Origin of the sequence: Microbacterium sp. zg-Y1090 (assembly GCF_030246945.1) — a bacterium.
Classification (GTDB): Bacteria; Actinomycetota; Actinomycetes; order Actinomycetales; family Microbacteriaceae; genus Microbacterium; species Microbacterium wangruii.
Genome location: NZ_CP126742.1, coordinates 2,194,940 through 2,220,441, shown reverse-complemented (window position 1 = coordinate 2,220,441; position 25,502 = coordinate 2,194,940). Strand labels below are relative to the sequence as shown.

General features: G+C 71.5%; 28 protein-coding genes. 21 read left to right on the top strand and 7 right to left on the bottom strand.

Annotated elements, in window-relative coordinates:
• Positions 1 to 33 precede the first annotated feature (33 nt).
• From QNO26_RS10575 to QNO26_RS10560, 4 genes are read left to right on the top strand one after another with little or no spacing between them, the layout of a single operon-like run.
• Positions 34 to 1,005: a hypothetical protein gene (locus QNO26_RS10575; protein WP_257533252.1), complete on the top strand. Its 972-nt coding sequence runs from the start codon at positions 34 to 36 to the stop codon at positions 1,003 to 1,005.
• A complete protein-coding gene (locus QNO26_RS10570; protein WP_257533250.1) occupies positions 1,002 to 2,600 on the top strand; it encodes an efflux RND transporter periplasmic adaptor subunit in 1,599 nt (532 codons plus the stop codon). Before QNO26_RS10575 ends, QNO26_RS10570 begins: the two co-directional genes overlap by 4 nt.
• The gene (locus QNO26_RS10565) at positions 2,597 to 3,274 is read left to right on the top strand and encodes an ABC transporter ATP-binding protein (protein WP_257533248.1); all 678 of its coding nucleotides are present in this window, start codon (positions 2,597 to 2,599) and stop codon (positions 3,272 to 3,274) included. Before QNO26_RS10570 ends, QNO26_RS10565 begins: the two co-directional genes overlap by 4 nt.
• The gene (locus tag QNO26_RS10560) at positions 3,274 to 4,599 is read left to right on the top strand and encodes an ABC transporter permease (protein WP_257533246.1); all 1,326 of its coding nucleotides are present in this window, start codon (positions 3,274 to 3,276) and stop codon (positions 4,597 to 4,599) included. Before QNO26_RS10565 ends, QNO26_RS10560 begins: the two co-directional genes overlap by 1 nt.
• A gap of 22 nt (positions 4,600 to 4,621) precedes the next feature.
• On the opposite strand, the gene QNO26_RS10555 is transcribed toward QNO26_RS10560, so the two are convergent.
• Positions 4,622 to 5,089: a GNAT family N-acetyltransferase gene (locus QNO26_RS10555; RefSeq protein ID WP_257533244.1), complete on the bottom strand. Its 468-nt coding sequence runs from the start codon at positions 5,087 to 5,089 to the stop codon at positions 4,622 to 4,624.
• A gap of 31 nt (positions 5,090 to 5,120) precedes the next feature.
• Between QNO26_RS10555 and dapB the strand changes: the two genes are divergently transcribed.
• Together dapB and QNO26_RS10545 are read left to right on the top strand one after the other, a co-directional pair.
• Positions 5,121 to 5,936, top strand: coding sequence for a 4-hydroxy-tetrahydrodipicolinate reductase (gene dapB, locus QNO26_RS10550; RefSeq protein ID WP_257533242.1), 816 nt, complete (start codon positions 5,121 to 5,123; stop codon positions 5,934 to 5,936).
• Positions 5,933 to 6,379, top strand: a complete 447-nt coding sequence (locus QNO26_RS10545) for a hypothetical protein (RefSeq protein WP_257638249.1) — start codon at positions 5,933 to 5,935, stop codon at positions 6,377 to 6,379. Before dapB ends, QNO26_RS10545 begins: the two co-directional genes overlap by 4 nt.
• A gap of 48 nt (positions 6,380 to 6,427) precedes the next feature.
• On the opposite strand, the gene QNO26_RS10540 is transcribed toward QNO26_RS10545, so the two are convergent.
• The 4 genes from QNO26_RS10540 to QNO26_RS10525 form a co-directional block, all read right to left on the bottom strand.
• On the bottom strand, positions 6,428 to 7,342 hold the full coding sequence (locus QNO26_RS10540) for a TIGR01777 family oxidoreductase (RefSeq protein WP_257533238.1): 915 nt from the start codon (positions 7,340 to 7,342) through the stop codon (positions 6,428 to 6,430).
• Between the two features lies 1 nt (position 7,343).
• Complete coding sequence (locus QNO26_RS10535) at positions 7,344 to 7,769, bottom strand: OsmC family peroxiredoxin (protein ID WP_257533237.1); 426 nt, start codon at positions 7,767 to 7,769, stop codon at positions 7,344 to 7,346.
• A 90-nt stretch (positions 7,770 to 7,859) separates the two neighbouring features.
• Positions 7,860 to 8,450 (bottom strand): DUF4395 domain-containing protein, encoded by a 591-nt coding sequence (locus tag QNO26_RS10530; protein ID WP_257533235.1) that lies wholly within the window; start codon positions 8,448 to 8,450, stop codon positions 7,860 to 7,862.
• Complete coding sequence (locus QNO26_RS10525; RefSeq protein WP_257533233.1) at positions 8,443 to 8,880, bottom strand: thioredoxin family protein; 438 nt, start codon at positions 8,878 to 8,880, stop codon at positions 8,443 to 8,445. Before QNO26_RS10525 ends, QNO26_RS10530 begins: the two co-directional genes overlap by 8 nt.
• 299 nt (positions 8,881 to 9,179) lie before the next feature.
• Here QNO26_RS10525 and QNO26_RS10520 point away from each other — a divergent pair, with 299 nt between their 5' ends.
• From QNO26_RS10520 to QNO26_RS10510, 3 genes are read left to right on the top strand one after another with little or no spacing between them, the layout of a single operon-like run.
• The gene (locus QNO26_RS10520; RefSeq protein WP_257533231.1) at positions 9,180 to 9,989 is read left to right on the top strand and encodes a thymidylate synthase; all 810 of its coding nucleotides are present in this window, start codon (positions 9,180 to 9,182) and stop codon (positions 9,987 to 9,989) included.
• Positions 9,986 to 10,495, top strand: coding sequence for a dihydrofolate reductase (locus QNO26_RS10515; RefSeq protein ID WP_257533229.1), 510 nt, complete (start codon positions 9,986 to 9,988; stop codon positions 10,493 to 10,495). The genes QNO26_RS10520 and QNO26_RS10515 overlap by 4 nt, the downstream gene beginning before the upstream one ends.
• Positions 10,496 to 10,504: 9 nt before the next feature.
• Positions 10,505 to 11,269, top strand: coding sequence for an SDR family NAD(P)-dependent oxidoreductase (locus QNO26_RS10510; RefSeq protein ID WP_257533227.1), 765 nt, complete (start codon positions 10,505 to 10,507; stop codon positions 11,267 to 11,269).
• On the opposite strand, the gene QNO26_RS10505 is transcribed toward QNO26_RS10510, so the two are convergent.
• Positions 11,270 to 11,809: an NUDIX domain-containing protein gene (locus QNO26_RS10505; RefSeq protein ID WP_257533225.1), complete on the bottom strand. Its 540-nt coding sequence runs from the start codon at positions 11,807 to 11,809 to the stop codon at positions 11,270 to 11,272.
• A 47-nt stretch (positions 11,810 to 11,856) separates the two neighbouring features.
• On the opposite strand from QNO26_RS10505, the gene dapA reads away from it, so the two are divergent.
• From dapA to dapF, 12 genes are all read left to right on the top strand, one after another.
• The gene (gene dapA / locus QNO26_RS10500; RefSeq protein ID WP_257533222.1) at positions 11,857 to 12,834 is read left to right on the top strand and encodes a 4-hydroxy-tetrahydrodipicolinate synthase; all 978 of its coding nucleotides are present in this window, start codon (positions 11,857 to 11,859) and stop codon (positions 12,832 to 12,834) included.
• A complete protein-coding gene (locus QNO26_RS10495) occupies positions 12,831 to 14,510 on the top strand; it encodes a ribonuclease J (protein WP_257533221.1) in 1,680 nt (559 codons plus the stop codon). The genes dapA and QNO26_RS10495 overlap by 4 nt, the downstream gene beginning before the upstream one ends.
• A 126-nt stretch (positions 14,511 to 14,636) precedes the next feature.
• Positions 14,637 to 17,291 (top strand): FtsK/SpoIIIE family DNA translocase, encoded by a 2,655-nt coding sequence (locus tag QNO26_RS10490; protein WP_257533219.1) that lies wholly within the window; start codon positions 14,637 to 14,639, stop codon positions 17,289 to 17,291.
• 25 nt (positions 17,292 to 17,316) lie between these two features.
• Positions 17,317 to 17,895 (top strand): CDP-diacylglycerol--glycerol-3-phosphate 3-phosphatidyltransferase, encoded by a 579-nt coding sequence (gene pgsA / locus QNO26_RS10485; RefSeq protein WP_257533217.1) that lies wholly within the window; start codon positions 17,317 to 17,319, stop codon positions 17,893 to 17,895.
• Positions 17,892 to 18,443, top strand: a complete 552-nt coding sequence (locus QNO26_RS10480; RefSeq protein WP_374679357.1) for a CinA family protein — start codon at positions 17,892 to 17,894, stop codon at positions 18,441 to 18,443. Before pgsA ends, QNO26_RS10480 begins: the two co-directional genes overlap by 4 nt.
• Positions 18,444 to 18,580: 137 nt before the next feature.
• Positions 18,581 to 18,895: a helix-turn-helix domain-containing protein gene (locus QNO26_RS10475; protein ID WP_257533215.1), complete on the top strand. Its 315-nt coding sequence runs from the start codon at positions 18,581 to 18,583 to the stop codon at positions 18,893 to 18,895.
• 9 nt (positions 18,896 to 18,904) lie between these two features.
• Positions 18,905 to 19,129, top strand: coding sequence for a DUF3046 domain-containing protein (locus QNO26_RS10470; RefSeq protein ID WP_257533213.1), 225 nt, complete (start codon positions 18,905 to 18,907; stop codon positions 19,127 to 19,129).
• Between the two features lie 257 nt (positions 19,130 to 19,386).
• Positions 19,387 to 20,439 (top strand): recombinase RecA, encoded by a 1,053-nt coding sequence (gene recA / locus QNO26_RS10465; protein ID WP_257533211.1) that lies wholly within the window; start codon positions 19,387 to 19,389, stop codon positions 20,437 to 20,439.
• A complete protein-coding gene (locus tag QNO26_RS10460) occupies positions 20,439 to 21,290 on the top strand; it encodes a regulatory protein RecX (protein ID WP_257533210.1) in 852 nt (283 codons plus the stop codon). The genes recA and QNO26_RS10460 overlap by 1 nt, the downstream gene beginning before the upstream one ends.
• A gap of 79 nt (positions 21,291 to 21,369) precedes the next feature.
• On the top strand, positions 21,370 to 22,920 hold the full coding sequence (gene miaB, locus QNO26_RS10455; protein ID WP_257533208.1) for a tRNA (N6-isopentenyl adenosine(37)-C2)-methylthiotransferase MiaB: 1,551 nt from the start codon (positions 21,370 to 21,372) through the stop codon (positions 22,918 to 22,920).
• Positions 22,913 to 23,890 (top strand): tRNA (adenosine(37)-N6)-dimethylallyltransferase MiaA, encoded by a 978-nt coding sequence (miaA, locus tag QNO26_RS10450; RefSeq protein ID WP_257638250.1) that lies wholly within the window; start codon positions 22,913 to 22,915, stop codon positions 23,888 to 23,890. Before miaB ends, miaA begins: the two co-directional genes overlap by 8 nt.
• A gap of 9 nt (positions 23,891 to 23,899) precedes the next feature.
• Entirely contained in the window at positions 23,900 to 24,775 is an 876-nt protein-coding gene (gene dapF, locus QNO26_RS10445) for a diaminopimelate epimerase (protein WP_257638251.1), read from the top strand.
• A gap of 17 nt (positions 24,776 to 24,792) precedes the next feature.
• Here the strand turns inward: dapF and QNO26_RS10440 are convergent, their stop codons facing one another.
• Complete coding sequence (locus tag QNO26_RS10440) at positions 24,793 to 25,434, bottom strand: class I SAM-dependent methyltransferase (protein ID WP_257533202.1); 642 nt, start codon at positions 25,432 to 25,434, stop codon at positions 24,793 to 24,795.
• Positions 25,435 to 25,502 lie beyond the last annotated feature (68 nt).

Here is a 25,502-nt window from a genome sequence, read left to right as displayed (position 1 = left end):
AGCGGCCGAGGCCGCGAGCGACTCTGGAGGAACATGAACCGCCACACTGCGGGTGCCGTCGCCGGCGCCGCCGCGCTGCTGATCGCGTTGACCGGCTGCACGCCCGCCGACTCCGACGCCGCGTCCGCCGAGGAGCAGTCCCCGCTGGAGGCGTACCTCGCTGCCGCGTGGGGCGGCGACCTCAGCGAAGAGGAGCAGACCGCGCGGCTCGAGAAGGAGAACGCGGAGCGCGAGGAACTCGTCGCGACGTGCATGACCGAGGAGGGATTCGAGTACATCCCCGCCACGTACAGCGGGGGCGTCTCGTACGACGCCGGCGGCTACGAGCCCGATTCCCGGGAGTGGGTCGCGCAGTACGGCTACGGGATGATCAACTATCCCGGTCAGGACGAGCCTGTCGAGCCGGGCGAGGAGTGGGTCGACCCCAACCAGGACTACGTCGCGAGCCTGTCGGAGTCCGAGATGAACGCCTACTACGAGGCGCTCTACGGCCCCACCCCCACGGAGGAGGAGATGGGCGACGACGGCGCCTACGAGTGGGACTGGACACAGAGCGGATGTCACGGCTGGGCCCAGCACGAGATGGAGGGTGACAACCCGTTCACCGCCGACGAGCACCAGCCGCTGATGGACGCCATGAACGAGTTCTACATGAGCATCTCGCAGGCCCCGGAGCTGGCGGAGCTGGACGCGGAGTGGGCGGCCTGCATGGATGAGAACGGCTACCCCGGGTTCACGGCGCAGTCCGACGCCTCCAACTCGATCAGCGACGAGCTGAACGCGCATTGGGAGTCGGTGACGGAGTACGTGGAGAACGACCCCGTTCTCGACGAGCTGGGGGAGCGGGAGATCGAGCTCGCGCTGGTCGACCTGGATTGCCGGGAGAAGACCGACTACCGGGCCGAGAGCCGGCGCGTCACCGCCGTGCTCGAAGAGCAGTTCATCGAAGACCACAAGGCCGAGCTCGACGCCTTCAAGGCCGCCGCTGAGCAGGCGAACCGGTGACAGAGAAGGACGCGGCGGCGTTCGAGGAGGTCCTGCGGGAGGAGTCGCCCACCGAGGCGGCGGACGTCGTCGAAACGCCGAGCGGTGCCCAGGGGTGGCGACGGGTGCTCCACGGCAATCGTGCGCTGTGGATCCTGGCCGCAGCCGCCGTGGTGAGCCTGGTGGGCGGACTGCTCGTCGGGAGATTCGTGCTGTCGCCGGCTGATGCGGCCTCCTTCACCGACCCGCCCGCCCCGGGACTGATCACCGTGGCGGTGGAGCGCGGCATCCTGAGCAACGACGTCACCCTGCGCGGCGACGTCGGCTACGCGGATTCCGTCGAGGTGACGATCGACACGGCCGCCCTCGGCGGGCCGGCGGTGGTCACCGGCAGTGTGCCCGAGGACGGGGCGACCCTCGATGCGCTCTCGGTGGCGCTCGAGGTCGCCGGACGCCCGGTGATCGTGCTTCCCGGCGAGCTTCCCGCTTACCGCACGCTCACCTACGGCCTCACCGGGCCCGACGTCGTGCAGTTCAAACAGGCCATGAGCGCGGTCGGGATCGATGCCGGCGACCCGGCTTCCGACCTCTTCGACGAGACGGCCGCTGCCGCGGTGACGGCTCTGTACGCACAGGTCGGGTACCCCGCACCGGCCGCGGCGGAAGGCGCTGCCGACGCCGTCGCCGCCGCGCGCGACGGCGTGCGGGCGGCCGAGCAGGCGCTCGCCGCAGCGCGATCCGAGCTCGGCCAGGCCGGCGGCGGAGCGTCGCCGGTGGACATCCGCGCCGCGGACAACGCCGTCGCCAGCGCCCAGCGCGCGCTGGACGTGCGGCAGGGTCAGCGCCCCGCCGACCCGGCCGAAGTGCCGGCGTGGGAAGCGGACGTCTCTGACCTGCGCGACGCGGTGGAGTTGCGCGCGCTGGAGCGCCGGCAGCTGGATGCCGCGCCCGACACGAGCGGCCACCGCGCCGCGGTGGAGGCCGCGGAACGGCAGCTGGGTGAAGCGCGCACCGCGATGACCCGCGCGGAGCAGCAGGCGCTGCCGTCGCTGTCCTCGAGCGAGGTGCTGTTCCTCGGCGACCTTCCCCGACGTGTCGACGGCGTCAACGTCCGCCGCGGTCAGGTGCTGCAGGGCGCGGCGATGGTCGTGTCGGGTGCGACGATCACGGTCAGCGGCAGCGCCGCCGCCACCGATGCCGTGCTGCTGGAGGTCGGCGGCGAGGCCTCGTTCGAACTGGCGGACGGCACCCCCCACCGTGCGGTGATCTCGGCGGTGACGCCCGGCAAGTCCCAGGGCGACCGGTGGACGATCCTGATGGAGCCGGACGAACTGACGTCCGAGCAGGCCATGCAGCTGCAGGGAAGCAACGTGCGCGTGTCGGTGCCCGTGGGCGCCACCGCGGGCGAGGTGCTCTTCGTGCCCGTGGCCGCCCTCACCGCCGGTCCCGGCGGGGAGGCGCGACTGGAGGTCGTCGACGGCGACCCCAGGGAAGGCGAGGCGGCCAAGACCCGTCTGGTCGTGGTCGAAACCGGGCTCGCCGCAGGTGGGCACGTCGAGGTCGTCGCCGTCGACGGCGGGCTGGACGAGGGCGACCTCGTGGTGGTCGGGCGGTGACCGCGCCGCTCCTGGAGCTGCGCGATGTGACGAGGTCGTTCCCCGGCCCGCCGGAGGTGCAGGCGCTGAAGGGCGTGAACCTGCGGGTGCAGCGGGGGGACTACGTGTCGATCGTCGGCCCCAGCGGGTCGGGCAAATCGACGATGCTGAACCTGCTCGGGCTGCTGGACCGGCCGAGCGTGGGCGAGTACCGCATCGACGGCGTCGTCACCGGCACGCTCGGTGAGAACGAGCGCGCTGCGGTGCGTGCGCGCCGCATCGGCTTCGTCTTCCAGTCGTTCCACCTGATGCCGCGGCGCACCGTGCTCGACAACGTGCTCATGCCCATGCTCTACAGCGGGGTGCCGCGCGGCGAACGGGAGCGGCGCGCCCGCGCCACCCTCGACCGGGTGGGACTGGGACACCGCACCGATTTCCTGCCCACCACCCTGTCCGGAGGCGAGCGTCAGCGCGTGGCCGTCGCCCGCGCGGTGGTGAGCACTCCCAGCGTGCTGCTGGCCGACGAGCCCACCGGCAACCTGGACGCGGCCACCTCCGACGAGGTGATGGAGCTGTTCGACGACCTGCGCGCCGACGGGCTGACCCTCATCGTCATCACCCATGACGCGGCGGTCGCCGCCCGCGCCGACCGGCGCGTCCGCATCGCGGACGGCCGCCTGAGCGAGGAGACGTGATGCGCCTGCTGCGGCGTCGACGCCGCCCCGCCGCGATCGCCGCCGTCGGCGAGGCGCAGCCGGTCGAGGAGACGTCGCCGGTGCAGCTCGTGCCGCGCGTGCGTCACGCCGACCGGTTCACCTTCCAAGACCTCGTCGTCGAGGCGACGGCAGACATCGGCTCGCGGCCGGGGCGCCTGGCCATGACCCTCGTGGGCACGGTGCTGGGCATCGGCGCCCTCGTGGCCACGATCGGCTTCGCGCAGACTGCGGCCCACCAGATCGCGCGGCAGTTCGACGCCGTCAAGGCCACCCAGGTGGTCGTCGCGCCGGGGAAGGCTCCGACGGCCTCGGGAGGCAGCGCCGCCACGGCGCGCCTGCCCTGGGACGCGGCCGACCGCGTCTCCCGGCTGGTCGGCGTCGAAGCGGCGACCCTCATCGCCGAGGTCGACCTCGGAAGCGACACCGTCACGGCGGTGCCGGTGAACGACCCGTCGGCGGCGTCCACCGCCGCGCCCCGGCTCATCGCCGCCAGTCCCGGGCTGCTGGACGTGCTCGACGGTCGCGTGGTCACCGGCCGCATGTTCGACGCCGGTCACGACACCCGCGGCGACCGCGTCGTCGTGCTGGGGGCGCGGGCGGCGGAACGACTCGGGGTGAACCGCGTCGACCGTCAGCCCTCGGTGTTCATCGGGGGTGTGCCGTTCGCCGTCATCGGGGTCTTCGACGAGCTGCAGGCGCGGGGGGAGCTGCTGGACGCGGTGGTCATGCCGTTGCAGACCGCCCGCACCGAGCGTGCCCTGGGTGCTCCCGGTCAGCTGCAGATCCGCATCCAGACCGGCACCGGTCCGCAGGTGGGGCAGCAGTCCGCCGTCGCCCTCGCGCCCGGAGCGCCCGAGACCCTCGAGGTCTCCGCCCCCACGGCGCGGTCCGGCCTGAGCGAGAGCGTGAGCGCCGACGTCAACGTCGTGTTCCTGATCCTCGGCGGCATCGTGCTGCTGGCGGGTGCGCTGGGCATCGCGAACGTGACGATGCTCAACGTCATCGAGCGGGTGCCCGAGATCGGTCTGCGCCGGGCGCTGGGCGCCACGGGACGTCAGATCGCCTCGCAGTTCGTCGTGGAGTCGGTGATCATCGGACTGCTCGGCGGGCTGCTGGGGTCCGCCTTGGCCGTCGTGTCGGTCGTCGGGTTCGCCGTCGCGCAGCAGTGGACGCCGATCGTGGATCCGTGGGTGGCGATCGCCGGAGCCCTGCTCGGCGCCGTCGTCGGACTGGGCGCCGGCTGGTTCCCCGCGCGGCGTGCCGCGCGGATCGAGCCGGTGACCGCGCTGCGCGGCGGCCGCTGACCGCGCCCGCGACGGTGAGGCCCTACAGCGCCTTGCCGTACCAGCGGGTCGCGTTGGCGTTGTCGTTGTAGGGCTCGATCGACGCGAACCCGGATGCCGCGTACAGCCCGCCCGCCGCCTCGAGGGTGTGGTGGGTGTCGAGCACGAGCTCCGCGGCATCCCACTCCCGCGCGGCATCCTCGAGCCCGGCCAGCAGCACGCGGCCCCACCCCTTGCCGCGCGTCTCGGGGCGCAGATACAGGTGCTTGACCTCGTAGCGCACCCCGTGCGGTCCGTCGGCGATGCGACGGATGCCGCCGCAGCCCACCGCGCGGTCCTCGTCGTCCCGCACCACCAGGAACACCCCGGCGGGCGGCGTGAACGCGGCGGGGTCGGGGAACACCGTGCGGTACGCCTGCCCCGGGAACGTCTCCGCCCGCATGGCGAAGTACTCAGCGAGCAGCTCGTGCGCGATGGGGTCGTCGACGGGCATCGGGCGCAGGCTCACCATGCCTTCGAGCGTAGCGCCGTAGGCTGGTGGCATGACGACACGCGTGGCCCTCGTGGGCGCGACCGGCAAGCTCGGCGGCATCGTGCAGGCGGTCATCGCCTCGACCGACGGCTTCGAACTGGTGGCGTCGCTGTCCTCCTCCAGCGACCTCAGCGAAATGGATGCCGCAGACCTCGTCGTGGACACGTCCACCCCCGCCGTCTCGGTCGACGTGGTGCGCCGCGCGGTGGAGCGCGGACAGCAGCTGCTGGTCGGCACGTCCGGCTGGTCGGCCGAGCGCATCGCGCTGGTGCGGCCGCTCGTGCAGCAGGCGGGCACCGGTGCCGTGTTCATCCCGAACTTCTCGATCGGCTCCGTGCTCGGCTCTGCGCTCGCCGCGGCAGCCGCGCCCTTCTTCCCGTCGATCGAGATCGTCGAGGCGCACCGGGAGTCGAAGGTCGATTCCCCCAGTGGCACCGCCGTGCGCACCGCGGAGCTGATCGCCGCGGCCCGCGCCGAGGTCGGTCCGGTCGAGTCGCCGTACGTCGACCAGCGGGCACGCGGCCAGCAGGTGGCGAGCGTGCCGATCCACTCGCTGCGCCGGCCGGGTGTCGTCGCCCGGCAGGAGACGGTCCTCTCCGGGCCGGGCGAGTCGCTGACGATCGTCCACGACACCGTCGACCCTGCCCGCGCCTACGCCCCCGGCATCGGGCTCGCCCTCGCCGCCGCACGAGACGCCCGCGGTGTGGTGGTGGGGCTCGACAGCCTCATCGACATCGGCATCCGCCTGCCCGGCGCTCCCGCGGCCGACGCGGGCGTGGATGAAGGCGGAGTCCCCGGACAGGTCGCCCGGACGACCGGCGCATGAGCGCGCGCATCGGCGTCGCCGTCATGGCGGTGATGCTCGCCCTGTACATCGTGCTGGTCGCCCAGCGTGGGTGGCTGCTGCTCGTCAACGGCGAACCCATCGGCGTGGCCATGGGGGTCGCGCTGTTCGTGCTGCCGGTGCTCGCCGCCTGGGGCCTCGGCCGCGAGCTGTGGTTCGGATGGCGCGCTCAGCAGGTGGGGCGCCGGCTCGAGGCGGAGGGCGCCCTTCCCACCGAGAGCGTCGCCGTGCGTCCCAGCGGCCGCCCGCTGCGCGAGGAGGCCGACGCCCTCTTCCCCGCTTACCGCTCCGCGGTCGAGGCTGCGCCCGATGACTGGCGCGCCTGGTACCGGCTGGGACTGGCGTACGACGCCGCGGGCGACCGCCGCCGTGCCCGCGCCGCGGTGCGTCGGGCGATCGCTCTGGAGCGCGCCGAGGGTCGCTGAGCCCCGCCGACTGCCGCCGCCGAGCACGGCCGCCGAGCCCGCGTGCAGCTACTCGTCGCGCAGCGCGGCGGTGACGGCGTCGTCGACAGAGCGGTGATGGAAATCGAAGCCCGTGGCCTCCAGCGCCTGCGGCACGACGTGAGCGTCGGCGGTGAGCAGGCCCTCCGTCGCGTCGCGGCCGAGCGCGGCACGCAGCGCCCACACCGGTGCGCGCACGAGGAACGGACGGTTCAGCTGCACCGCCAGTGAGAATCCCAGGTCGTTGGCGGTGGCCCGCGTGGGACCGGTCAGGTTCACCGGGCCCTCCACGTCGGCGTCGATGACGTGGCGGATCGCCCGCACCTCGTCGTCGAGCGAGATCCACGGCCAGGCCTGCGTGCCCCGGCCGATCGGCCCCGACACCCCGGCGCGGGTGAGCAGCATGAGCGGCTTGAGCACTCCGTCGCGGTGCACCACCGGCGCGGTGCGCAGCGTCGCCACCCGGGCGCGGCCGCTCGCGGCGAAGGCCGCCGCCTCCCATTCGCCGCAGAGGTCGGCGAGGAACGTCTCGCCGCGTCGGCCCTGCTCGGTGAGCCGTTCCCCGGGCGCCGAGCCGTAGTAGCCGACTCCGGACGCCGAGAGGAACGCGGGAGCCTCATCACCGAGTTCCCGCACCGCGCGTGCCAGCGCCTGCGTGGGGAGGATACGAGACCACAGCAGCTCGTTGCGGTACGCCGCGGTCCACGGGAACCGGCCGATACTCGCGCCGTTGAGACCGACGACGGCGTCGGCTCCGGCCAGCACCTGCGGATCCAGTGGCGCGCCATCGGTGAGCCACGCCACCTCGTCGGGGGCTTCAGGCCGACGGCGGACGAGCCGGGTGACGCTCACCCCGTCGTCGCGCAGCGAGCGGGCCAGGGCGCGGCCGATGAGTCCCGACGCCCCCGCCACGACGACGCGCCGCGGCGCCTGCTGGTCTGTCATGTCAGGCGAGGGTCGCCTCGAGGGTGATCTCGATGCCGGCGAGCGCCGCCGAGACGGGGCAGCCCTTCTTGGCCTCGTCGGCCAGGCGGGCGAAGTCTTCGGCCGACAGTCCGGGAACGGTGGCGTTGACATTGAGGTGGCTGCCGCTGATGCCCTTGCCGGGGACGAAGGTCACCGACGCGGTGGTGTCGATGCGCTCGGGTGGCGTCCCGTTCTCGGCGAGGGCGTTGGACAGGGCCATCGAGAAGCACGAGGAGTGCGCCGCGGCGATGAGCTCCTCGGGGGTCGTGACCGAGGCGGAGCCCTCGCTGCGGGCCTTCCAGTTCACGTCGAACGGTCCCTGATGGGAGCTGGACAGGCTCACCTCGCCCGTGCCCTCGAACAGGGTGCCCTTCCACGTGGTGCTGGCTTCGCTCGTGACGCTCATGCGTTCCTCCCGGGTTCGGCGGGACGCCGGGCGCGTCCCGGTGCCGAGCCTAACGGCGCGGATGCCGCGGCGGAACGGCTGGACCGCGCCTCAGGAATCGGATGCCGGGCGGGCGCGGCCGACGATGCCGACGCGCTGGAGCAGCAGGTACATCTGGCATCCCAGACACAGCCCGAACACGGCGTTCAGCAGCGACGCGATCAGTGCGGTGGCTGCGGCGACCGGCACCGCCCACGGCACACCGAGAAGGTGCAGCGTCACGCCGACGGAGGTCACGGCGAGGCCGACGCCCTGCGCGAACCGCGGCGGGCGGGGATCCTCGAGGTCGAGCGCAGGGGTCAGTCGCGGCTGCACCATGGTGCGGAACAGCGCCGCCCACGGTGCGGTGCGCGGCGACAGGACGCCCCACAGGAACAGCAGGACCGCGACGAGCAGCAGAAGGAAGCCGGGGTCCAGCGCCCGCTCCGCGACCGTGGCCTGCGTGACCGCCCAGCCCTCGGGTGCCAGGACGGTGTCCGCCAGCGGCTGGTAGGCGAACCACCCGAACGAGGCCTGCGCGGTCGAGAGGCCGACCAGGCCCAGCACGACGGCGGCGCCGAGCAGCACCGAGGTGAGGGCGGCCCCGAACCGCGGGCCGCGCGGGTCGATGCCTCCGGACGCGGCGTCCGCCCGCTCAGCCACCGTGCGCCTCCGAGCCGAGGCGGCTCAGTTCGAGCTCGATCACGTGGCGGCTGGGGATACCGCCCACGCGCGTCTGGATGGCGCCGTCCTGGTCGAGGATGAGGGTCGTCGGCGTCTGCAGCACATGGAAGTGCTTGGCGATGTCCGGCCGATGGGTGAGGTCCACGTCCAGGTGCATGACACCCTCACGCTCGGCGGCCAACGCAGAAAGGGTGCGGTGCACGCCCGGGCACCGGGCGCACAGCTCGGTGCTGAACTGCAGCAGGGTCGCGGTGTGACCGAGGCCCGGGGCCCCCAGTCTCTCCGGGTCGACGATTTCATCGGGTGCATGACGCACGGGGCGACCCTGGCGCCAGCGGACGATCGCGCCCGCGCCGATCGTCACCGCGAGCAGCGCGGTGAGGATGATCAGTGCATCGACGGGGTTCACCGCTTGCCAGGCTATCGGCATCCCGGGGGTGGGCGCGCCGACGCCGCACGGACGGCGCACCGTCCCGGCTCCGCCGGCGCGGTTCGGGGCGCGTATCGGTTCCCGAACCCGGTGCCGGCGCGGTTCGGGGCGCGTATCGGTTCCCGAACCCGGTGCCGGCGCGGTTCGGGGCGCGTATCGGTTCCCGAACCCGGTGCCGGCGCGGTTCGGGGCGCGTATCGGTTCCCGAACCGCCCCGGACCCCCAACGCGCCTGCGCCGCGCGCCGCGCCCGATCCGGCCGCGGGTATCGTGGCAGCCGTGACCACGGCGATCCCCACCCCCTACGAGGACCTCCTGCGCGACGTGCTCGAGCACGGCACGCACAAGGACGACCGCACCGGCACCGGCACCACGAGCGTGTTCGGCCGGCAGATCCGCTTCGACCTCGCCGAGGGCTTCCCCCTCATCACCACCAAGCGCGTGCACTTCAAGTCCATCGCGTACGAGCTGCTGTGGTTCCTGCGGGGCGAGTCGAACGTGTCATGGCTGCAGGAGCACGGCGTCACCATCTGGGACGAGTGGGCGGATGCCGACGGCGAGCTCGGCCCCGTCTACGGCGTGCAGTGGCGCTCATGGCCGACCCCCGACGGGGGGTCGATCGACCAGATCGCCAAGGTCGTCGCACAGCTGCGGACCAACCCCGACTCCCGCAGGCACATCGTCACGGCGTGGAACCCCGCAGAGGTGGACTCGATGGCCCTGCCGCCGTGTCACGCGCTGTTCCAGTTCTACGTGGCCGACGGCAAGCTCTCCTGCCAGCTGTACCAGCGCAGCGCCGACCTGTTCCTCGGCGTGCCCTTCAACATCGCCTCCTACGCGCTGCTGACCCTGATGGTCGCGCAGCAGACCGGTCTCGAGCCCGGCGAGTTCATCTGGACCGGCGGCGACTGCCACATCTACGACAACCACCTCGAGCAGGTGCGCGAGCAGCTCAGCCGCGACCCCTACCCGTACCCGACCCTGCGCTTCGCCCGCACGCCGGGGTCGATCTTCGACTACACGTACGAGGACTTCGTCGTCGAGGACTACCGCCACCACCCGGCCATCCGCGCCGCGGTGGCCGTGTGACCGCGCCGATCGGCCTGGTCTGGGCCGAGGCCCGGGGCGGGGTCATCGGCGCCGACGGCGGCATGCCGTGGCACGTGCCGGAGGACCTCGCCCACTTCAAGGCCGTCACCGCCGGGGCGCCCGTGATCATGGGCCGGCGCACCTGGGAGTCGTTCCCGCCGAGGTTCCGGCCGCTGCCGGGGCGCCGCAACATCGTCGTCACGCGCGACACGGCGTGGGCGGATGACGGCGCGGAGCGCGCCGGTTCGCTGGATGCCGCACTGTGGCTCGCCGATGCCGACGCCCCCGCCCGGGTCTGGGTGATCGGCGGGTCGGGACTCTTCCGCGAGGCGATCGACCGCGCCGACCTGCTCGAGGTCACCGAGCTCGACCTCGAGGTGCAGGGCGACACCTTCGCCCCCGACCGCTCGTCGTGGCCCGTCGCCGCCGCGGACCCGGGGGAGGGGTGGCACACGTCCCGCACCGGCATCCGCTACCGTTTCCTCACCCTGGGGGCTGCGTCGTAGGCTCGCCCCATGGCGAAGACGGCACTCATCACCGGCGCGAGCTCCGGGCTCGGCGCCGAGTATGCCCGGCAGCTGGCGGAGCGCGGCATGGACCTCGTGCTCGTGGCGAGGGATGCCGACGCGCTCGCCGCCCTCGCCGACGACCTCACCGGCGTGCACGGCGTGCAGTGTGAAGCGCTGCCCGCCGACCTGGTCGATGCGGATGGGCTCGCCCGCGTTGTCGCACGGCTGAGTGATGACGACCGCCCCGTCGACATGCTCGTCAACAACGCCGGCTTCGGTCTGCCGCTGGCGTTCGAGCAGAACGACATCGCCGACGAGCAGCGCCACCTCGACCTGCACGTCGCTGTGCCGATGGCGCTCATGCGCGCGGCGCTTCCCGGCATGCTCGCGCGGGGCCGCGGGCGCATCGTCAACGTGGCCTCCGTCGCGGCGTTCACCCCGCGCTCGACCTACGGCGCCGTCAAGGGGTGGCTCATCAGCTTCAGCCGCTGGGCGAACGTCGCCTACCGCCCGCGCGGGGTGAGCGTCACCGCCGTGTGCCCCGGGTTCACCCACACCAGCTTCCACGAGCGCATGGGCATGGAGCCGGGACGCGAGGGGGTGCCCGGGTGGATGTGGCTCGACGCCCGCGACGTCGTGGCCGAATCCCTTCGTGACGTCGCACGCGGCACGTCCGTCTCGGTGCCGTCGCTGCGCTACAAGGTGCTCGTCGCGCTCACCCGCGTGCTGCCCGACCGCCTGGTGGTCGCGACCGCGTCGAAGGGGCGCTGATCAGGCGAATCGGCCGAGCCGGATGCCGGCGTATGCCAGCGCGGCGATCGTCTCGCCGTCGGTGATGCGGCCGTCGGCGATCATGTCGATCGCCTCGCCGAACCCCACCCAGTGCACGGCCGTGATGCCCTCCTCGGCCTGCGTGCCGGCGGCATCCGTCAGCGCCCGGATGCCGCGGGCGAGGTAGACGTGCTCGGCGGCCACGGCGATGCCGTTGAGCGCGTTCATCACGCCCAGGCTGCGCCACTCCGACGCCTCGATCCCGGCTTCCTCGGCCAGTTCGCGCCGGGCGGCGAGGAGCGGGTCCTCCCCGTCCGAGCCGCCGGCGGGGACCTCCAGGGAGGTGCCGACGGTGTAGCGGTCCACCTCCACCAGGCACACGCGGTCGATCTCGTCGAGCGCGACGACGAACACGGCCGGATGCCGCATCTCCACCACCCCGTAGACGCCGTCGCCGCCGGGGCCCGTCACGGCGTCCTCCCGCACGCGGATCCATCGGTTGGCATAGACCTCGCGGGTCGCCCGCATCTGCCACGTCATGGCGCGACACTATCGGCCGGGTCCCGGCGAACCGATACCCTGGGAGGATGACGCATCAGGCCAACCCGTTCGGACAGGTCCTCGTCGCGCTCATCACACCGATGACCGCCGACGGCGAGGTCGACTGGCCCGCCGTCGAGAAGCACATCGACGACGTCATCACCGCCGGCGCCGACGGCATCGTCGTGACGGGGACGACGGGGGAGACGAGCACCCTCACCGACCCGGAGAAGATCCGGCTGGTCGAGGTGGGCAAGAGCGTCGCCTCGGGCCGGGCGAAGATCATCACCGGCGGCGGTTCCAACGAGACCGCCCACGCGATCGAGCTGTACAAGGCCAGCGAGAAGGCCGGCGCCGACGGCATCATGATCGTCACGCCGTACTACAACAAGCCCACCCAGGCGGGCATCCTCACCCACTTCCGGCTGGTGGCCGACGCCACCGATCTGCCGGTGATCCTGTACGACATCCCGGGCCGCACCGGCGTCCCGATCAAGTACGAGACGATCCTCCGTCTCGCCAAGCACCCGAACATCCTGGCGGTCAAGGACGCCAAGGGTGATTTCAGTGAGGTCAGCCGGGTGCTCAACCAGACCGACCTCATGTACTTCTCCGGCGACGACGCGAACGTGCTGCCGCACCTCGCGATCGGCGCGTCCGGACTCATCGGGGTGACCGCGAATGTGGCCCCGGCGCCGTATCGCGTCATCGTGGATGCCGTCAACCGCGGCGACCTCGCCGCGGCGACGGCCGCGCACAAGCAGCTCGAGCCGCTCGTGCGCGCAGTCATGACGCACGTGCCCGGCACGGTGAGCGCGAAGTACATCCTCCACGGCCTCGGCCGTATCTCCAGCCCCCGCGTCCGTCTGCCCCTGGTGGGGCCGGAGGAATGGGAGGCCGCGATGATCGAAGACGAGCTGGCGCTGGTCACCGACGTCGCCGGAGCAGATTTCTCCAATTTCCGACCCGACCGCAACGCGGCAGCTGGCGGCGCACTACCGAAGGTTCACGGCACGACACGATGAGTCCCAACGCGATCACCACGCCCCCCACCCTCGCCCCCGGAACGCTCCGCGTGATTCCGCTCGGCGGACTCGGCGAGATCGGGCGCAACATGACCGTCTTCGAGTACGAGGGCAAGCTCCTCGTCGTCGACTGCGGCGTGCTGTTCCCCGAAGAGCACCAGCCCGGCGTCGACCTGATCCTGCCCGACTTCGAGCCGATCAAGCACCGCCTCGACGACATCGTCGGCGTCGTGCTGACGCACGGTCACGAGGACCACATCGGCGCGGTGCCCTACCTGCTGCGCCTCAAGCGCGACATCCCGCTCATCGGCTCGGGGCTGACCCTGGCGCTCGTGGAGGCGAAGCTCAAGGAGCACCGCATCAAGCCGTACTCGCTGACGGTGAAGGAGGGCCAGCACGAGCAGATCGGTCCCTTCGACCTCGAGTTCGTCGCGGTGAACCACTCCATCCCCGACGCGCTCGCCGTCGCGATCAAGACCCCGGCCGGTGTGGCGCTGGCCACCGGCGACTTCAAGATGGACCAGCTGCCGCTGGACGGCCGCCTGACCGACCTGCGCGCCTTCGCGCGGCTGGGCGAGGAAGGCGTGGACCTCTTCCTCGTCGACTCCACCAACGCCGACGTGCCCGGCTTCACGCCGCTGGAGCGCTCGATCGGCCCCGTGCTCGACCAGGTCATCGCGCGTTCGCCGCGCCGCGTCATCGTCGCGAGCTTCTCGAGCCACGTGCACCGCGTGCAGCAGGTGCTGGACGCCGCCCACGCCAACGGCCGCCGCGTGGCGCTGCTGGGGCGCAGCATGCTGCGCAACATGACGATCGCCGCCGACCTCGGATACCTCACCGTCCCCGAGGGCGTGCTGATCGACTACAAGAAGGCCCACGACCTGCCCGACGACAAGATCGTCTTCATGTCCACCGGGTCGCAGGGCGAGCCGATGGCCGTGCTCAGCCGCATGGCGAACCTCGATCACGCGATCGAGCCGGGTCCCGGCGACACCGTGATCCTGGCATCCAGCCTGATCCCGGGCAACGAGAACGCGGTCTACCGCGTGATCGACGGCCTCACCAAGCTCGGCGCCAACGTGATCCACAAGGGCAACGCCAAGGTGCACGTCTCCGGCCACGCCGCCGCAGGCGAGCTGCTGTACTGCTACAACATCCTCAAGCCGAAGAACGTGCTGCCGGTGCACGGCGAGTACCGCCACCTCATGGCCAACGCCAAGCTCGCGCAGGACACCGGTATTCCCGCCGAGCGCACGATCCTGGGCGAGAACGGCACCGTGGTCGACCTCAAGGACGGCGTCGCCAGCGTCGTCGGCCAGCTCGACATCGGCTTCGTCTACGTCGACGGCTCCACCGTGGGCGAGATCACCGACGCCGACCTCAAGGACCGTCGCATCCTCGGCGAGGAGGGGTTCATCTCGGTCATCGTCGTGGTGGATGCCTCCACCGGCGCCGTGATCACCGGACCCGAGATCCACGCCCGCGGCTTCGCCGAGGACGACTCGGTGTTCGACGACGTCAAGCCGAAGATCGCCGCAGCGCTTGCGGAGGCGTCGAAGTCGGGCGTCCGCGACTCGCACGCCCTCTCGCAGGTGGTGCGTCGCACGATCGGCCGCTGGGTCAACCAGCGTCTGCGTCGCCGCCCGATGATCGTGCCGCTGGTCATCGAGGCCTGAGCCTTCCGTCACGACACCCACGGGCCCGCCAGGAGCGGGCCCGTGGGTGTTCGTGCGTCTGGGGGGCAGGCGGTCGGAGCCGCGTCGTTCCGGGCAATGTCGGTGGTCGCGACGTACCGTTGAGGAATGGCCAGGAGCAGCAGTCCGACCACGAGCGGCCGCGCGCCCGCGAAGGGCACACCCGCGAAGGGGTCGTCCTCGCGCGCCCGCAAGCCCGCCCCGGCGCCGAAGCGCTACGTCGACGAGCCTGAGAAGCCACCGCTGATCGCCCGCGCCTGGATGGGGCTGGCGCACGCCACCGGCGGGATGTTCCGCGCGTTCGGGCCCGAGACGCTCGAGAAGGACCAGCGCCGCGACGGCTTCCCGTTCCTGCTCGTGCTCCTGGCGATCGCCGGCACCGTCGTGGAGTGGTTCCTCATCGGCACCGACGTCGCCGCGACGCTCAGCGCCTACACCGCCGGCGGGCTCGTCGGGCGGACCGCGTTCATCCTGCCGGTGCTGCTGCTGCTGCTGGCGGGGTGGCTGTTCCGGCATCCGTCATCGGTGCACGACAACGGGCGCATCGGCATCGGGTTCGGCCTCTTCGTGCTCACCATCGCCGGCTTCTGCCACGTGCACGGCGGGCGGCCGCAGCCGAGCGAAGGGCTTCCCGCGCTCAGCACCGCGGGCGGGCTGTTCGGCTGGATGGTGGGCGAGCCGCTCACCTTCCTCACCGAGATCGGCGCCTCTGTGGTGCTCGGCCTCGTCGCGCTGCTGAGCGTGCTGATCCTCACCAAGACGCCGCCGAACCGCATCGGCCGCCGCCTGGGGGAGCTCTACGTCTGGATGTTCGGGGCCGAGCCGGAGGACAAGCCGGCTGCGGCGTCCGCAGGCGCCGGCGACGCCGACGAGTCGCTGCCCTGGTGGCGCCGCAACAAGTCCGGCCGCGAGGAGGACCCCGACGAGGGCCTCGGGTCGCAGGATCTCACCGCGCTGCTGTCGACCGAGGGCGACACCGGCGGGTTCGACCAGGCCATCGCGCCGCCGCCGCCCCCGCCGCCGCTGCCGGACGCGATGACCGAGGTCATCCACCCCGACATCGCGGAAGCCGTGCGCAAGAGCAGCCGCCGCACCGACACCGGCATCCGTGAGGACGCCACCGAGGTGCTCGACGACGGCAAGCTGCCTGGCATGTCGGGTCTCGGCGGCGACGGCGACGGGATGCCGCCGGGCGCGACCTATCGCCTGCCCTCCACGGCGGCCCTGGCCGCCGGCACCCCGCCCAAGGCCCGGTCGGAAGCCAACGACGCCATGGTGCGCGCCATCACGAGCGTGTTCGAGCAGTTCTCCGTCGACGCACGCGTCACCGGCTTCTCCCGCGGCCCGACAGTGACGCAGTACGAGATCGCCCTCGGGTCGGGCGTGAAGGTCGAGCGCATCACCGCGCTGACCAACAACATCGCCTACGCCGTGGCATCCAACGAGGTGCGCATCCTCGCGCCCATCCCCGGCAAGAGCGCGATCGGTGTGGAGATCCCCAACACCGACCGTGAGATCGTCACCCTCGGCGACGTGCTGCGCTCGCCTGCGGCGACCAACTCGGTGCACCCCATGACCATCGGGGTGGGCAAGGACGTCGGCGGCGGCTACGTCGTGGCCAACCTCGCCAAGATGCCCCACCTGCTCGTCGCCGGGTCCACCGGCTCGGGCAAGTCGAGCTTCGTGAACTCGATGATCACCAGCCTGCTGATGCGCGCCAAGCCGAGCGAGGTGCGCATGGTGCTCATCGACCCCAAACGGGTCGAACTGACCTCGTACGCCGGCGTGCCGCACCTGATCACGCCCATCATCACGAACCCCAAGAAGGCGGCCGAAGCGCTGCAGTGGGTCGTGAAGGAGATGGACATGCGGTACGACGACCTCGCGTCGTTCGGGTACCGCCACATCGACGACTTCAACAAGGCCGTCGTGGCGGGCGAGGTGCAGCTCCCCGCCGGCAGCGAGCGGGTGCTCAAGCCCTACCCGTACCTGCTGGTGGTCGTGGATGAGCTCGCCGACCTGATGATGGTCGCGCCCCGCGATGTGGAGGACTCCATCGTCCGCATCACCCAGCTCGCGCGTGCCAGCGGCATCCACCTGGTGCTGGCCACCCAGCGCCCGTCGGTCGACGTCGTCACCGGTCTCATCAAGGCCAACGTGCCCTCGCGGCTGGCGTTCGCCGTCACCAGCGTCACGGATTCCCGCGTCATCCTCGACCAGCCCGGAGCTGACCGCCTGATCGGCCAGGGCGACGCCCTCTTCAGCCCGATGGGCAGCTCCAAGGCGCTGCGCGTGCAGGGCGCATGGGTCAGCGAGAGCGAGATCGAGAAGGTCGTCAAGCACGTCACGCAGCAGGCGCGTCCGGAGTACCGCAAGGACGTCGCCGCGGTCACCGAGAAGAAGGAGGTCGACGCGGACATCGGCGACGACCTCGAACTGCTGCTGGCGGCGGCAGAACTGGTCGTGTCCACGCAGTTCGGGTCGACCTCGATGCTGCAGCGCAAGCTGCGCGTCGGCTTCGCCAAGGCCGGACGGCTCATGGATCTGCTGGAGTCACGGGAGATCGTCGGACCCTCCGAGGGCTCGAAGGCCCGTGACGTGCTCGTCACCGGTGAGCAGCTTCCGGGCGTGCTCGCGCGTCTGCGCGGCGAGGACGTCGCCGAGGAGCCGGAAGAGGACCCCGTGGAGGCGCAGTTCGCCGGCTACGAGGTCGTCGAGGACGACGCCGAGGACGAGGATGCCTGGGGTCTGACGGGGCGCTGAGAGCCGGCGGCGATAGGCTCGAACCGTGGCGATTCCCCGGCAGCTTCCCAACGCGATCACGATCGTGCGCATCCTGTGCGCGCCGGTCTTCCTCTGGATGCTCCTGGCCGACGGCGGCGCAGACGGCGCGCTGCGCTGGTGGGCGGCGGCGCTGTTCATCGTCGCCATCGCCACCGACGGCATCGACGGACACCTCGCCCGCAAGCACGACATCGTCACGGACCTGGGCAAGCTCCTGGATCCGATCGCCGACAAGGTGCTCACCGGGTTCGCCTTCATCGGGCTGTCCATCCTGGCCGAGCTTCCCTGGTGGATCACGATCGTCGTGCTGGTGCGCGAGGTCGGCATCACAGTGCACCGCCTCATCGTCGCCAGCGACCACGTCGTCGCTGCCGCCTGGATGGGCAAGCTCAAGACCGTGGCGCAGGCGGTGGCGCTGTCGCTGGCGCTGCTGCCGCTGTGGACGCTCGTGGGGGAGTGGATCCATCCCGTCAATGTGGTCGCCATGACCATCGCCGTCGTCCTCACCGTGGCGAGCGGCATCGACTACGTCGTGACCGAGGTGCGCGGCAGTCGCCGCACGCGTTCCGGGGGCGACTCGTGACTCCCTTCCGCCCCGCCCCCGATCCCGACCTGCCCGACGACGCCGAGCAGACGCTCGTGTCGGGGGGTCGCCGCAGCGATGCCGAGCAGCTGGTGGACCGGCTGCGGGAGCTGGGCTGGACGGCGGGCGTCGCCGAATCCCTCACCGGAGGGCTCGTCATCGCGTCGCTGGTGGCGGTCGCCGGGGCGTCCGCAGTGGTGCGTGGCGGCATCGTGGCTTATGCCACCGACCTCAAGCAGACCCTGCTGGGCGTGGACCCCGTCCTGCTGGAGGCGCACGGTCCGGTGCACGAGCGGGTCGCGCGGCAGATGGCCCGCGGCGTGCGCACGGCGGTGGGGGTTCCCGGTCAGCCGGCCGACATCGGCATCGCCACGACGGGAATCGCCGGTCCGGACTCGCCCGACGGCCAGCCCGTCGGCACCGTGCACATCGCGGTCTCGACGTCGCTGGGCTCGCGGGTGGAGTCGTTGCACCTCGAGGGGGATCGAGAGGAGATCCGCGCCGCGGCCGCGCTGCGCGCCATCTCGCTGGCGCTCGAAGCGCTCTGACGGGAACAGATCCGGCGTGCGCGATGTTGCGTGTTGATGAATTCCCATCCCATGCACAAAAAGCGGGATTAGAGTGTCACTCCGCGGTGTTGTACCGTGTGCACCCGTGGGGAGTGGAAAGCGAGAGGGGGCCCAAGATGATCCTGGTTCGTCAAGAAATCGGTGAAGTCCTGCGTGACTTCCGTCTGCAGAAGGGGCGCACCCTCCGTCAGGTGGCCGGACGCGCAAGTGTCGCGCTGGGCTATCTGAGCGAAGTGGAGCGCGGTCAGAAGGAGGCGTCGAGCGAGATCCTCGCCGCCGTGGCCGACGCGCTCGACGTGCCCATCTCCTCCATCATGAGAGAGGTCGGCGACCGCATCTCCGTGCTCGAGGGTCTGCACACGTTCCCGGACGTCGTCCCCGACGACCTGGTGGCCTCGGTCGAGGCCGAGCCCGCGATGTCGCTGCGCTGAGTCGGTCCTATGCGCCGCAGCGAGTTCGATCGCGCCGTGACGGATGAGTTCGGGTCGCGCGCGCCGTCGTTGGTGGCCGATCTGGTGCTCGCCCGCGTCGGCGGTCGTACCGCCCGTGAAGCGCTGGATGCCGGCGTCCCCGCCCGTGAGGTGTGGGTCGCGCTCTGCGATGAGGCCGAGGTCCCCGCGTCGCGTCGCTACGGCGTGGGTCGGATGGACCCGCGGCGGGCCTAGGCGCGCACTCGCACAGGAGTACGTGCGCGACACGGCGTGTCGTCGAAGATGTGTTCGAGTCCGGCGTAGGCTCCTGCACAGCAGGTGTCGAGGGCGTGGCTGTCCACGATCACGGAAGACCGCCGACGCAATGTCGGAGGCCCTCCGTAGCGTGGAACACGTCATCGCACACCACACGCCTTGTCGCAGCATCCTCCCCTCCGGGGCGGAGCGCGGCAGCCTACAGGCGACCGACCGCGAGCAGAAAAGAGCACGTCATGCCATCACCCGCTGACCGCGAGAAGGCCCTCGAATCGGCCCTCTCCCAGATCGACCGGCAGTTCGGAAAGGGCTCCGTCATGCGGCTGGGCAGCGACGACCGCGCACCGGTCGCCGTCATCCCCACCGGCTCCATCGCCCTCGACGTCGCCCTCGGCGTGGGTGGACTGCCTCGCGGCCGCATCATCGAGATCTACGGCCCGGAGTCGTCGGGTAAGACGACCCTGACGCTGCACGCCATCGCCAACGCTCAGCGTGCGGGCGGCATCGCCGCCTTCATCGACGCGGAGCACGCGCTCGACCCCGACTACGCGCAGAAGCTCGGCGTCGACATCGACCAGCTGCTGGTCTCCCAGCCCGACACCGGCGAGCAGGCGCTCGAGATCGCCGACATGCTCGTGCGCTCGGGCGCCATCGACCTCGTCGTGATCGACTCGGTCGCCGCGCTGGTGCCGAAGGCCGAGATCGAAGGCGAGATGGGCGACTCGCACGTCGGCCTGCAGGCACGACTGATGTCGCAGGCGCTGCGCAAGCTCACGGGTGGTCTCAACCAGACCAACACCACGATGATCTTCATCAACCAGCTGCGCGAGAAGATCGGCGTGTTCTTCGGCTCGCCCGAGACCACCGCCGGCGGCAAGGCGCTGAAGTTCTACGCGTCGGTGCGGTTGGACATCCGGCGCATCGAGACGCTCAAGGACGGCACCGACGCGGTGGGAAACCGTACCCGCGTCAAGGTGGTCAAGAACAAGATGGCTCCGCCGTTCAAGCAGGCCGAGTTCGACATCCTGTACGGCACGGGGATCTCCCGCGAGGGAAGTCTCATCGACTTCGGTGTCGAGCACGCGATCGTCAAGAAGTCCGGTGCCTGGTACACCTACGAGGGTGACCAGCTCGGTCAGGGCAAGGAGAACGCGCGCAACTTCCTGCTGCGCAACCCCGACATGGCCCTGGACATCGAGACGAAGATCAAGCAGAAGCTCGGCATCGGACAGCCCAAGGCCGTCGAAGAGCCGGCGTCCGACGAGCTCGCGGCACGCCGCCCGGCCTGATGGTCCGTTTCGAGAGCGACGGGGGCGTCCCGGAGGACGCCGAAGGGGTCGCCCCCGTCATCCCGCTGTTCGGCGCGCACCGCCCGTCGCGTCACCCGGCCGGCTCGGCGATGCCGACGGCGATCGGCGCACGGGCCGGGCGGGAGCCGCGCGCCGCGGCGGCGTCGACCGACGCGGGTCTCTCGGTGGTCGGCGATCCGGCGGGCGCCGCTGCAGACCACGAGGTGAGCGCGCCGATCGACCTCGTGCCGCGGTGGCGCTCGACCTGGCACGACGGGGGACCCGGCGGTGCCCGGGAACGGCGCTTCGCGGCCGAGCGCCCGGACGACGCCCGCGATGACGCGCAGCCCGATCCGGCGGAGCGGGTGGCCGCGGCAGAGCGGATGCTCCTGAAGAAGCTGCGCACCCGGCAGTTGTCCGTGTCCGAGGCGCGCACCGCTCTGGTGTCGCAGGAGCTCCCCGCCGACGAGATCGAGCAGCTCCTCGACGATTGCCTGCGTCGTGGCTACCTCGATGACGAGCGACTGGCGGAACAGCTCATCCACACCGGCACCGAGCGCAAGGGGCAGGGCCGGCGGGCGATCGCGCAGACGCTCTCAGCCCGCGGCATCCCGCGCGAGGTCGTCGATGCGGCGCTGAGCGAGCAGCCCGACGACGACGCCGAGCGTGCGCTCGAGTTCGCGCGCACCAAGGCGCGCCAGCTGGCTCATGTCGACGACGACACCGCGCTGCGCAGGCTCATGGGCCAGCTGGCCCGTCGCGGCTACCCCGGCTCCGTCGCCGCGACGGCGGCGCGGGCGGCGATCGCGGAGAATCGTTCGGGTGGTGGCGGCGGCGTCCGCTTCCGCTGATCCCTCCGCTCCGTGGCAGCAGCACAGGGTGCGGACTGCCCGGCTCGCGCTCGGCGCGGGAACCTACAATGAACAGATCATGAGCTCGCCCTCCGCCGCCCCCACACTCATCGCGCCGTCACCCGCCGCACACACGGCCGACGGTCGTCCCCGCACGTACGAGGTGCGCACGTTCGGCTGTCAGATGAACGTGCACGACTCCGAGCGGCTGTCGGGTTCGCTGGAGAGCGCCGGCTACGTGCGTGCCGAGGATGGCGGCGAAGCCGATGTCGTCGTGATCAACACCTGCGCCGTGCGCGACAACGCCGCAGGCAAGCTGTACGGCACGCTCGGACACTTGAAGTCCCGCAAGGACAAGCACGAGGGCATGCAGATCGCCGTCGGCGGCTGCCTTGCGCAGATGGACAAGGAGACCGTGCAGCGCAAGGCCCCCTGGGTCGATGTCGTCTTCGGCACGCACAATATGGGCTCGCTGCCGAGCCTGCTCGAGCGTGCCAGGCACAACGGCGAGGCCGAGCTCGAGATCCTCGAGTCGCTCGAAGTGTTCCCCTCCACCTTGCCGACCAAGCGCGACGCCGTGCACAGCGGGTGGGTCTCCATCTCGGTGGGCTGCAACAACACCTGCACGTTCTGCATCGTCCCGAGCCTGCGCGGCAAGGAGAAGGACCGCAGGCCAGGGGACATCCTCAACGAGATCCGCCTGCTCGTCGATGACGGCGCGATCGAGGTGACGCTGCTCGGACAGAACGTCAATTCGTACGGCGTGGAGTTCGGCGACCGCCAGGCGTTCGGCAAGCTGCTGCGCGCGGCGGGAGAGATCCCGGGGCTCGAGCGCATCCGCTTCACCAGCCCTCACCCCGCCGCCTTCACCGACGACGTCATCGCTGCCATGGCCGAGACCCCCGCGGTCATGCCGCAGCTGCACATGCCGCTGCAGTCGGGCAGCGATCGCGTCCTGAAGGCCATGCGGCGGTCCTACCGTTCGGAGCGTTTCCTCGGGATTCTCGACCGGGTGCGCGAGCGGATGCCGCACGCGGCGATCTCCACGGACATCATCGTGGGCTTCCCGGGCGAGACCGACGAGGACTTCGAGGACACCATGCGCGTCGTCGAGCAGGCGCGCTTCGCCAGCGCGTTCACCTTCCAGTACTCCATCCGCGAGGGCACCCCGGCCGCCACCATGCCCGACCAGGTGCCGAAGCACGTCGTGCAGGAGCGCTACGACCGGCTCATCGCACTGCAGGAGCGCATCAGCCTCGAGGAGAACCAGGCGCAGGTCGGGCGCGAGGTGCACGTGCTGGTGTCCACCGGCGAGGGCAAGAAGGACGCCGCGACGCATCGGCTCACCGGTCGTGCCGAGGACAACCGCCTCGTGCACTTCGAGGTGACTGCGCAGTCGCAGACACCGCGTCCGGGCGACGTCGTGTCGGTCGTCATCACGCACGCTGCGCCCTTCCACCTGCTCGCCGACGCTCCCGACGGGGCGCCGCTGCGCATCCGCCGCACCCGCGCCGGCGACGCGTGGGACCGCGCGCAGGCGGAGTCGTGCGCCGTACCCGCGCCGGCCGGCGAGAACGGCGCGCCCCGAGCGATATCGCTGGGACTGCCCACGCTGCGCGTCGGTGTCTGACCCGTCTGCTCCGGCCCTGTGGGCGGTCATCGGCGCCACCGGCACCGGCAAGACCGCCCTCTCGCTCGACCTCGTCGAGGCTCTTGCCGCACGCGGCCGTCCGGCGGAGATCGTCAACGCCGATGCCATGCAGCTGTACCGAGGCATGGACATCGGCACCGCGAAACTCCCCGTCGCGGAGAGGCGCGGCATCCCGCATCACCTGTTCGACGTGCTGGAGCCGGCCGAGGATGCGGCTGTCGCGTGGTACCAGGACGCTGCGCGTGCCGCCGTCACCGCCATCCACGGCAGGGGCGCCGACGCGATCCTGGTGGGCGGTTCAGGCCTGTATGTCTCCAGCGTCCTCTACGACTTCCGCTTTCCGCCGCGTGACCCCGCCGTGCGCGCACGGTTGGAGCGCGAGCTCGACGAGACCGGACCCGGCGCACTGTACGCCCGGCTGCGCGACATCGACCCGCTGACCGCCGAACGGGTTGATCCCCGCAACGGCCGACGTATCGTGCGCGCGCTCGAGGTGCTGGAACAGGGCGAGGCGACCCACGGCGCGGCCCTGCCGGAGACCCCCGTCCTGTGGCACGAGCCGACGCGCATCGTCGGCGTGCAGATGCCGCGCGACGAGCTGGTGGCCAGGCTCGATGCGCGGGTGGAGGGCATGTGGCGCGACGGCCTGGTGGGTGAGGTGGCGGCGCTGCGCGCTGCGGGCCTCGAAGACGGTGTGACCGCCCGGCGCGCCATCGGCTACGCGCAGGCTCTCGGGCAGTTGGACGGAGACCTCGCCGAGGCGGAGGCGATCGCGCAGACGCAGGCGCTGACCCGGCGGTACGCCCGGCGGCAGGTGTCGTGGTTCCGTCGCTATGCCGACGTCACCTGGGTCGGTCCCGACGCCGACGCCGCCGCGCTGGAAGAATCCCCCGGCTGGGCTTCGCCGACGATCGACCGGGGCGGAGGGGCCGGCACGGGCCTCGAATAGACTGGCCGGATGCCGCAGACCCTCCCGTTCACCAAAGGCCACGGCACCGGCAACGACTTCGTGATCATCGCCGACCCCGATGGCGCCCTGGACCTTTCCGACGACCAGGTCGCCGTGCTGTGCGACCGGCGCTTCGGCATCGGCGGCGACGGCATCCTCCGCGTCGTGCGGTCGGCTGCGCTGCCTGCGGGACACCAGGCGGCGGCATCCGGTGCGGAGTGGTTCATGGACTACCGCAACGCCGACGGCTCCATCGCGGAGATGTGCGGCAACGGCGTGCGCGTGTTCACCCGCTACCTCGTCGACACCGGGCTGGCGGCACTGCCCGACGCCGGCCATCTCGACATCGGCACGCGGGCGGGCGTGAAGCGGGTCACCCGGTCGGCGGACGGCTTCGAAGTCGACCTCGGCGTGTGGCGGGCCGAGGACGGCGACGTGCTCGTGCGCGCACGGGGGCTCGATGTGGCCCGCCCTGGCCAGGGGATCGACGTCGGAAACCCGCACGTGGTGGTCGCCCTGCCCACCCGGCGCGAGCTCGAAGGCCTCGACCTCACGGTGCAGCCACTGCTGGACCCGGAGCCCCGCGACGGCGCGAACATCGAGTTCGTCGTCCCCGCCGACCCGCTCGTGCGCGGCGGTGTGGGTGCGATCACGATGCGCGTGTTCGAGCGCGGCGTGGGCGAGACGCTCAGCTGCGGCACCGGTGTGGCCGCCGCGGCCCTCGCGGTGCGGCTGTGGGCGGGCGCTGCGGCGCCCGACGCCTGGCAGGTCGACGTGCCCGGCGGCACGCTGGGCGTGCGGGTGCGCACCGACGACGACGGCGAGCACGTGCTGCTGTCGGGGCCGGCCACGCTGGTGTTCACCGGCGAGGTCACACTCGCCTGACCTGCGCGGCGACCGCCTCAGGGCAGGGAGATCTCCGCCGTCGGCGGGGTCCCGTGTCGCCGCACCTTTAGGACGCGGAAACCCTTGGCCGTGGCAGCCCGGTGCACGCTGTAGCCGTCGGCGAAGGTGGCATCCAGCCACCGCTGCAGCGAATCGGATCCCAGGTTGCGCTGCACGACGAGCCACGCGTCGCTGCGTTCACCGAGCCGGGGGATCCACTGCTGCAGCATGTCGTGCAGCACGCTCTTGCCGACGCGGATCGGCGGGTTGGAGCGGATGGTGCGGAACACGACGTCGTCGGGAACATCTCCCGGCTGCACGGCGTTGATGTTGTCAAGCCCCAATGCCTCCGCGTTGCGGCGAACGAGATCGAGCGCCCGCTCGTTGACGTCGACGGCCCAGACGGTCGCGTGGGGCGCGTCCATGGCCAGCGACAGCGCGATGGGACCCCATCCGCAGCCGAGGTCGAGCAGGTGCCCGCCGGGCGGAGGCGGCGGAGTGTTGGTCAGCAGCACCGCTGTCCCCGAGTCCACATGTCCCGGGCTGAACACCCCGCCCGCAGTCATGACGTCCACGGCGCGGTCGGACAGGGTCACCCGGATGCGACGGAGATCATCGGAACTGGACGGGGAGGCACTGAAGTAGTGATCGTTCCCCATCCTGCGAGCGTAGCGGAGGCCGCGCGCAGCGCGGAAAGCTAGAGTTTGAGGATGCCGCCCCTGCGGTC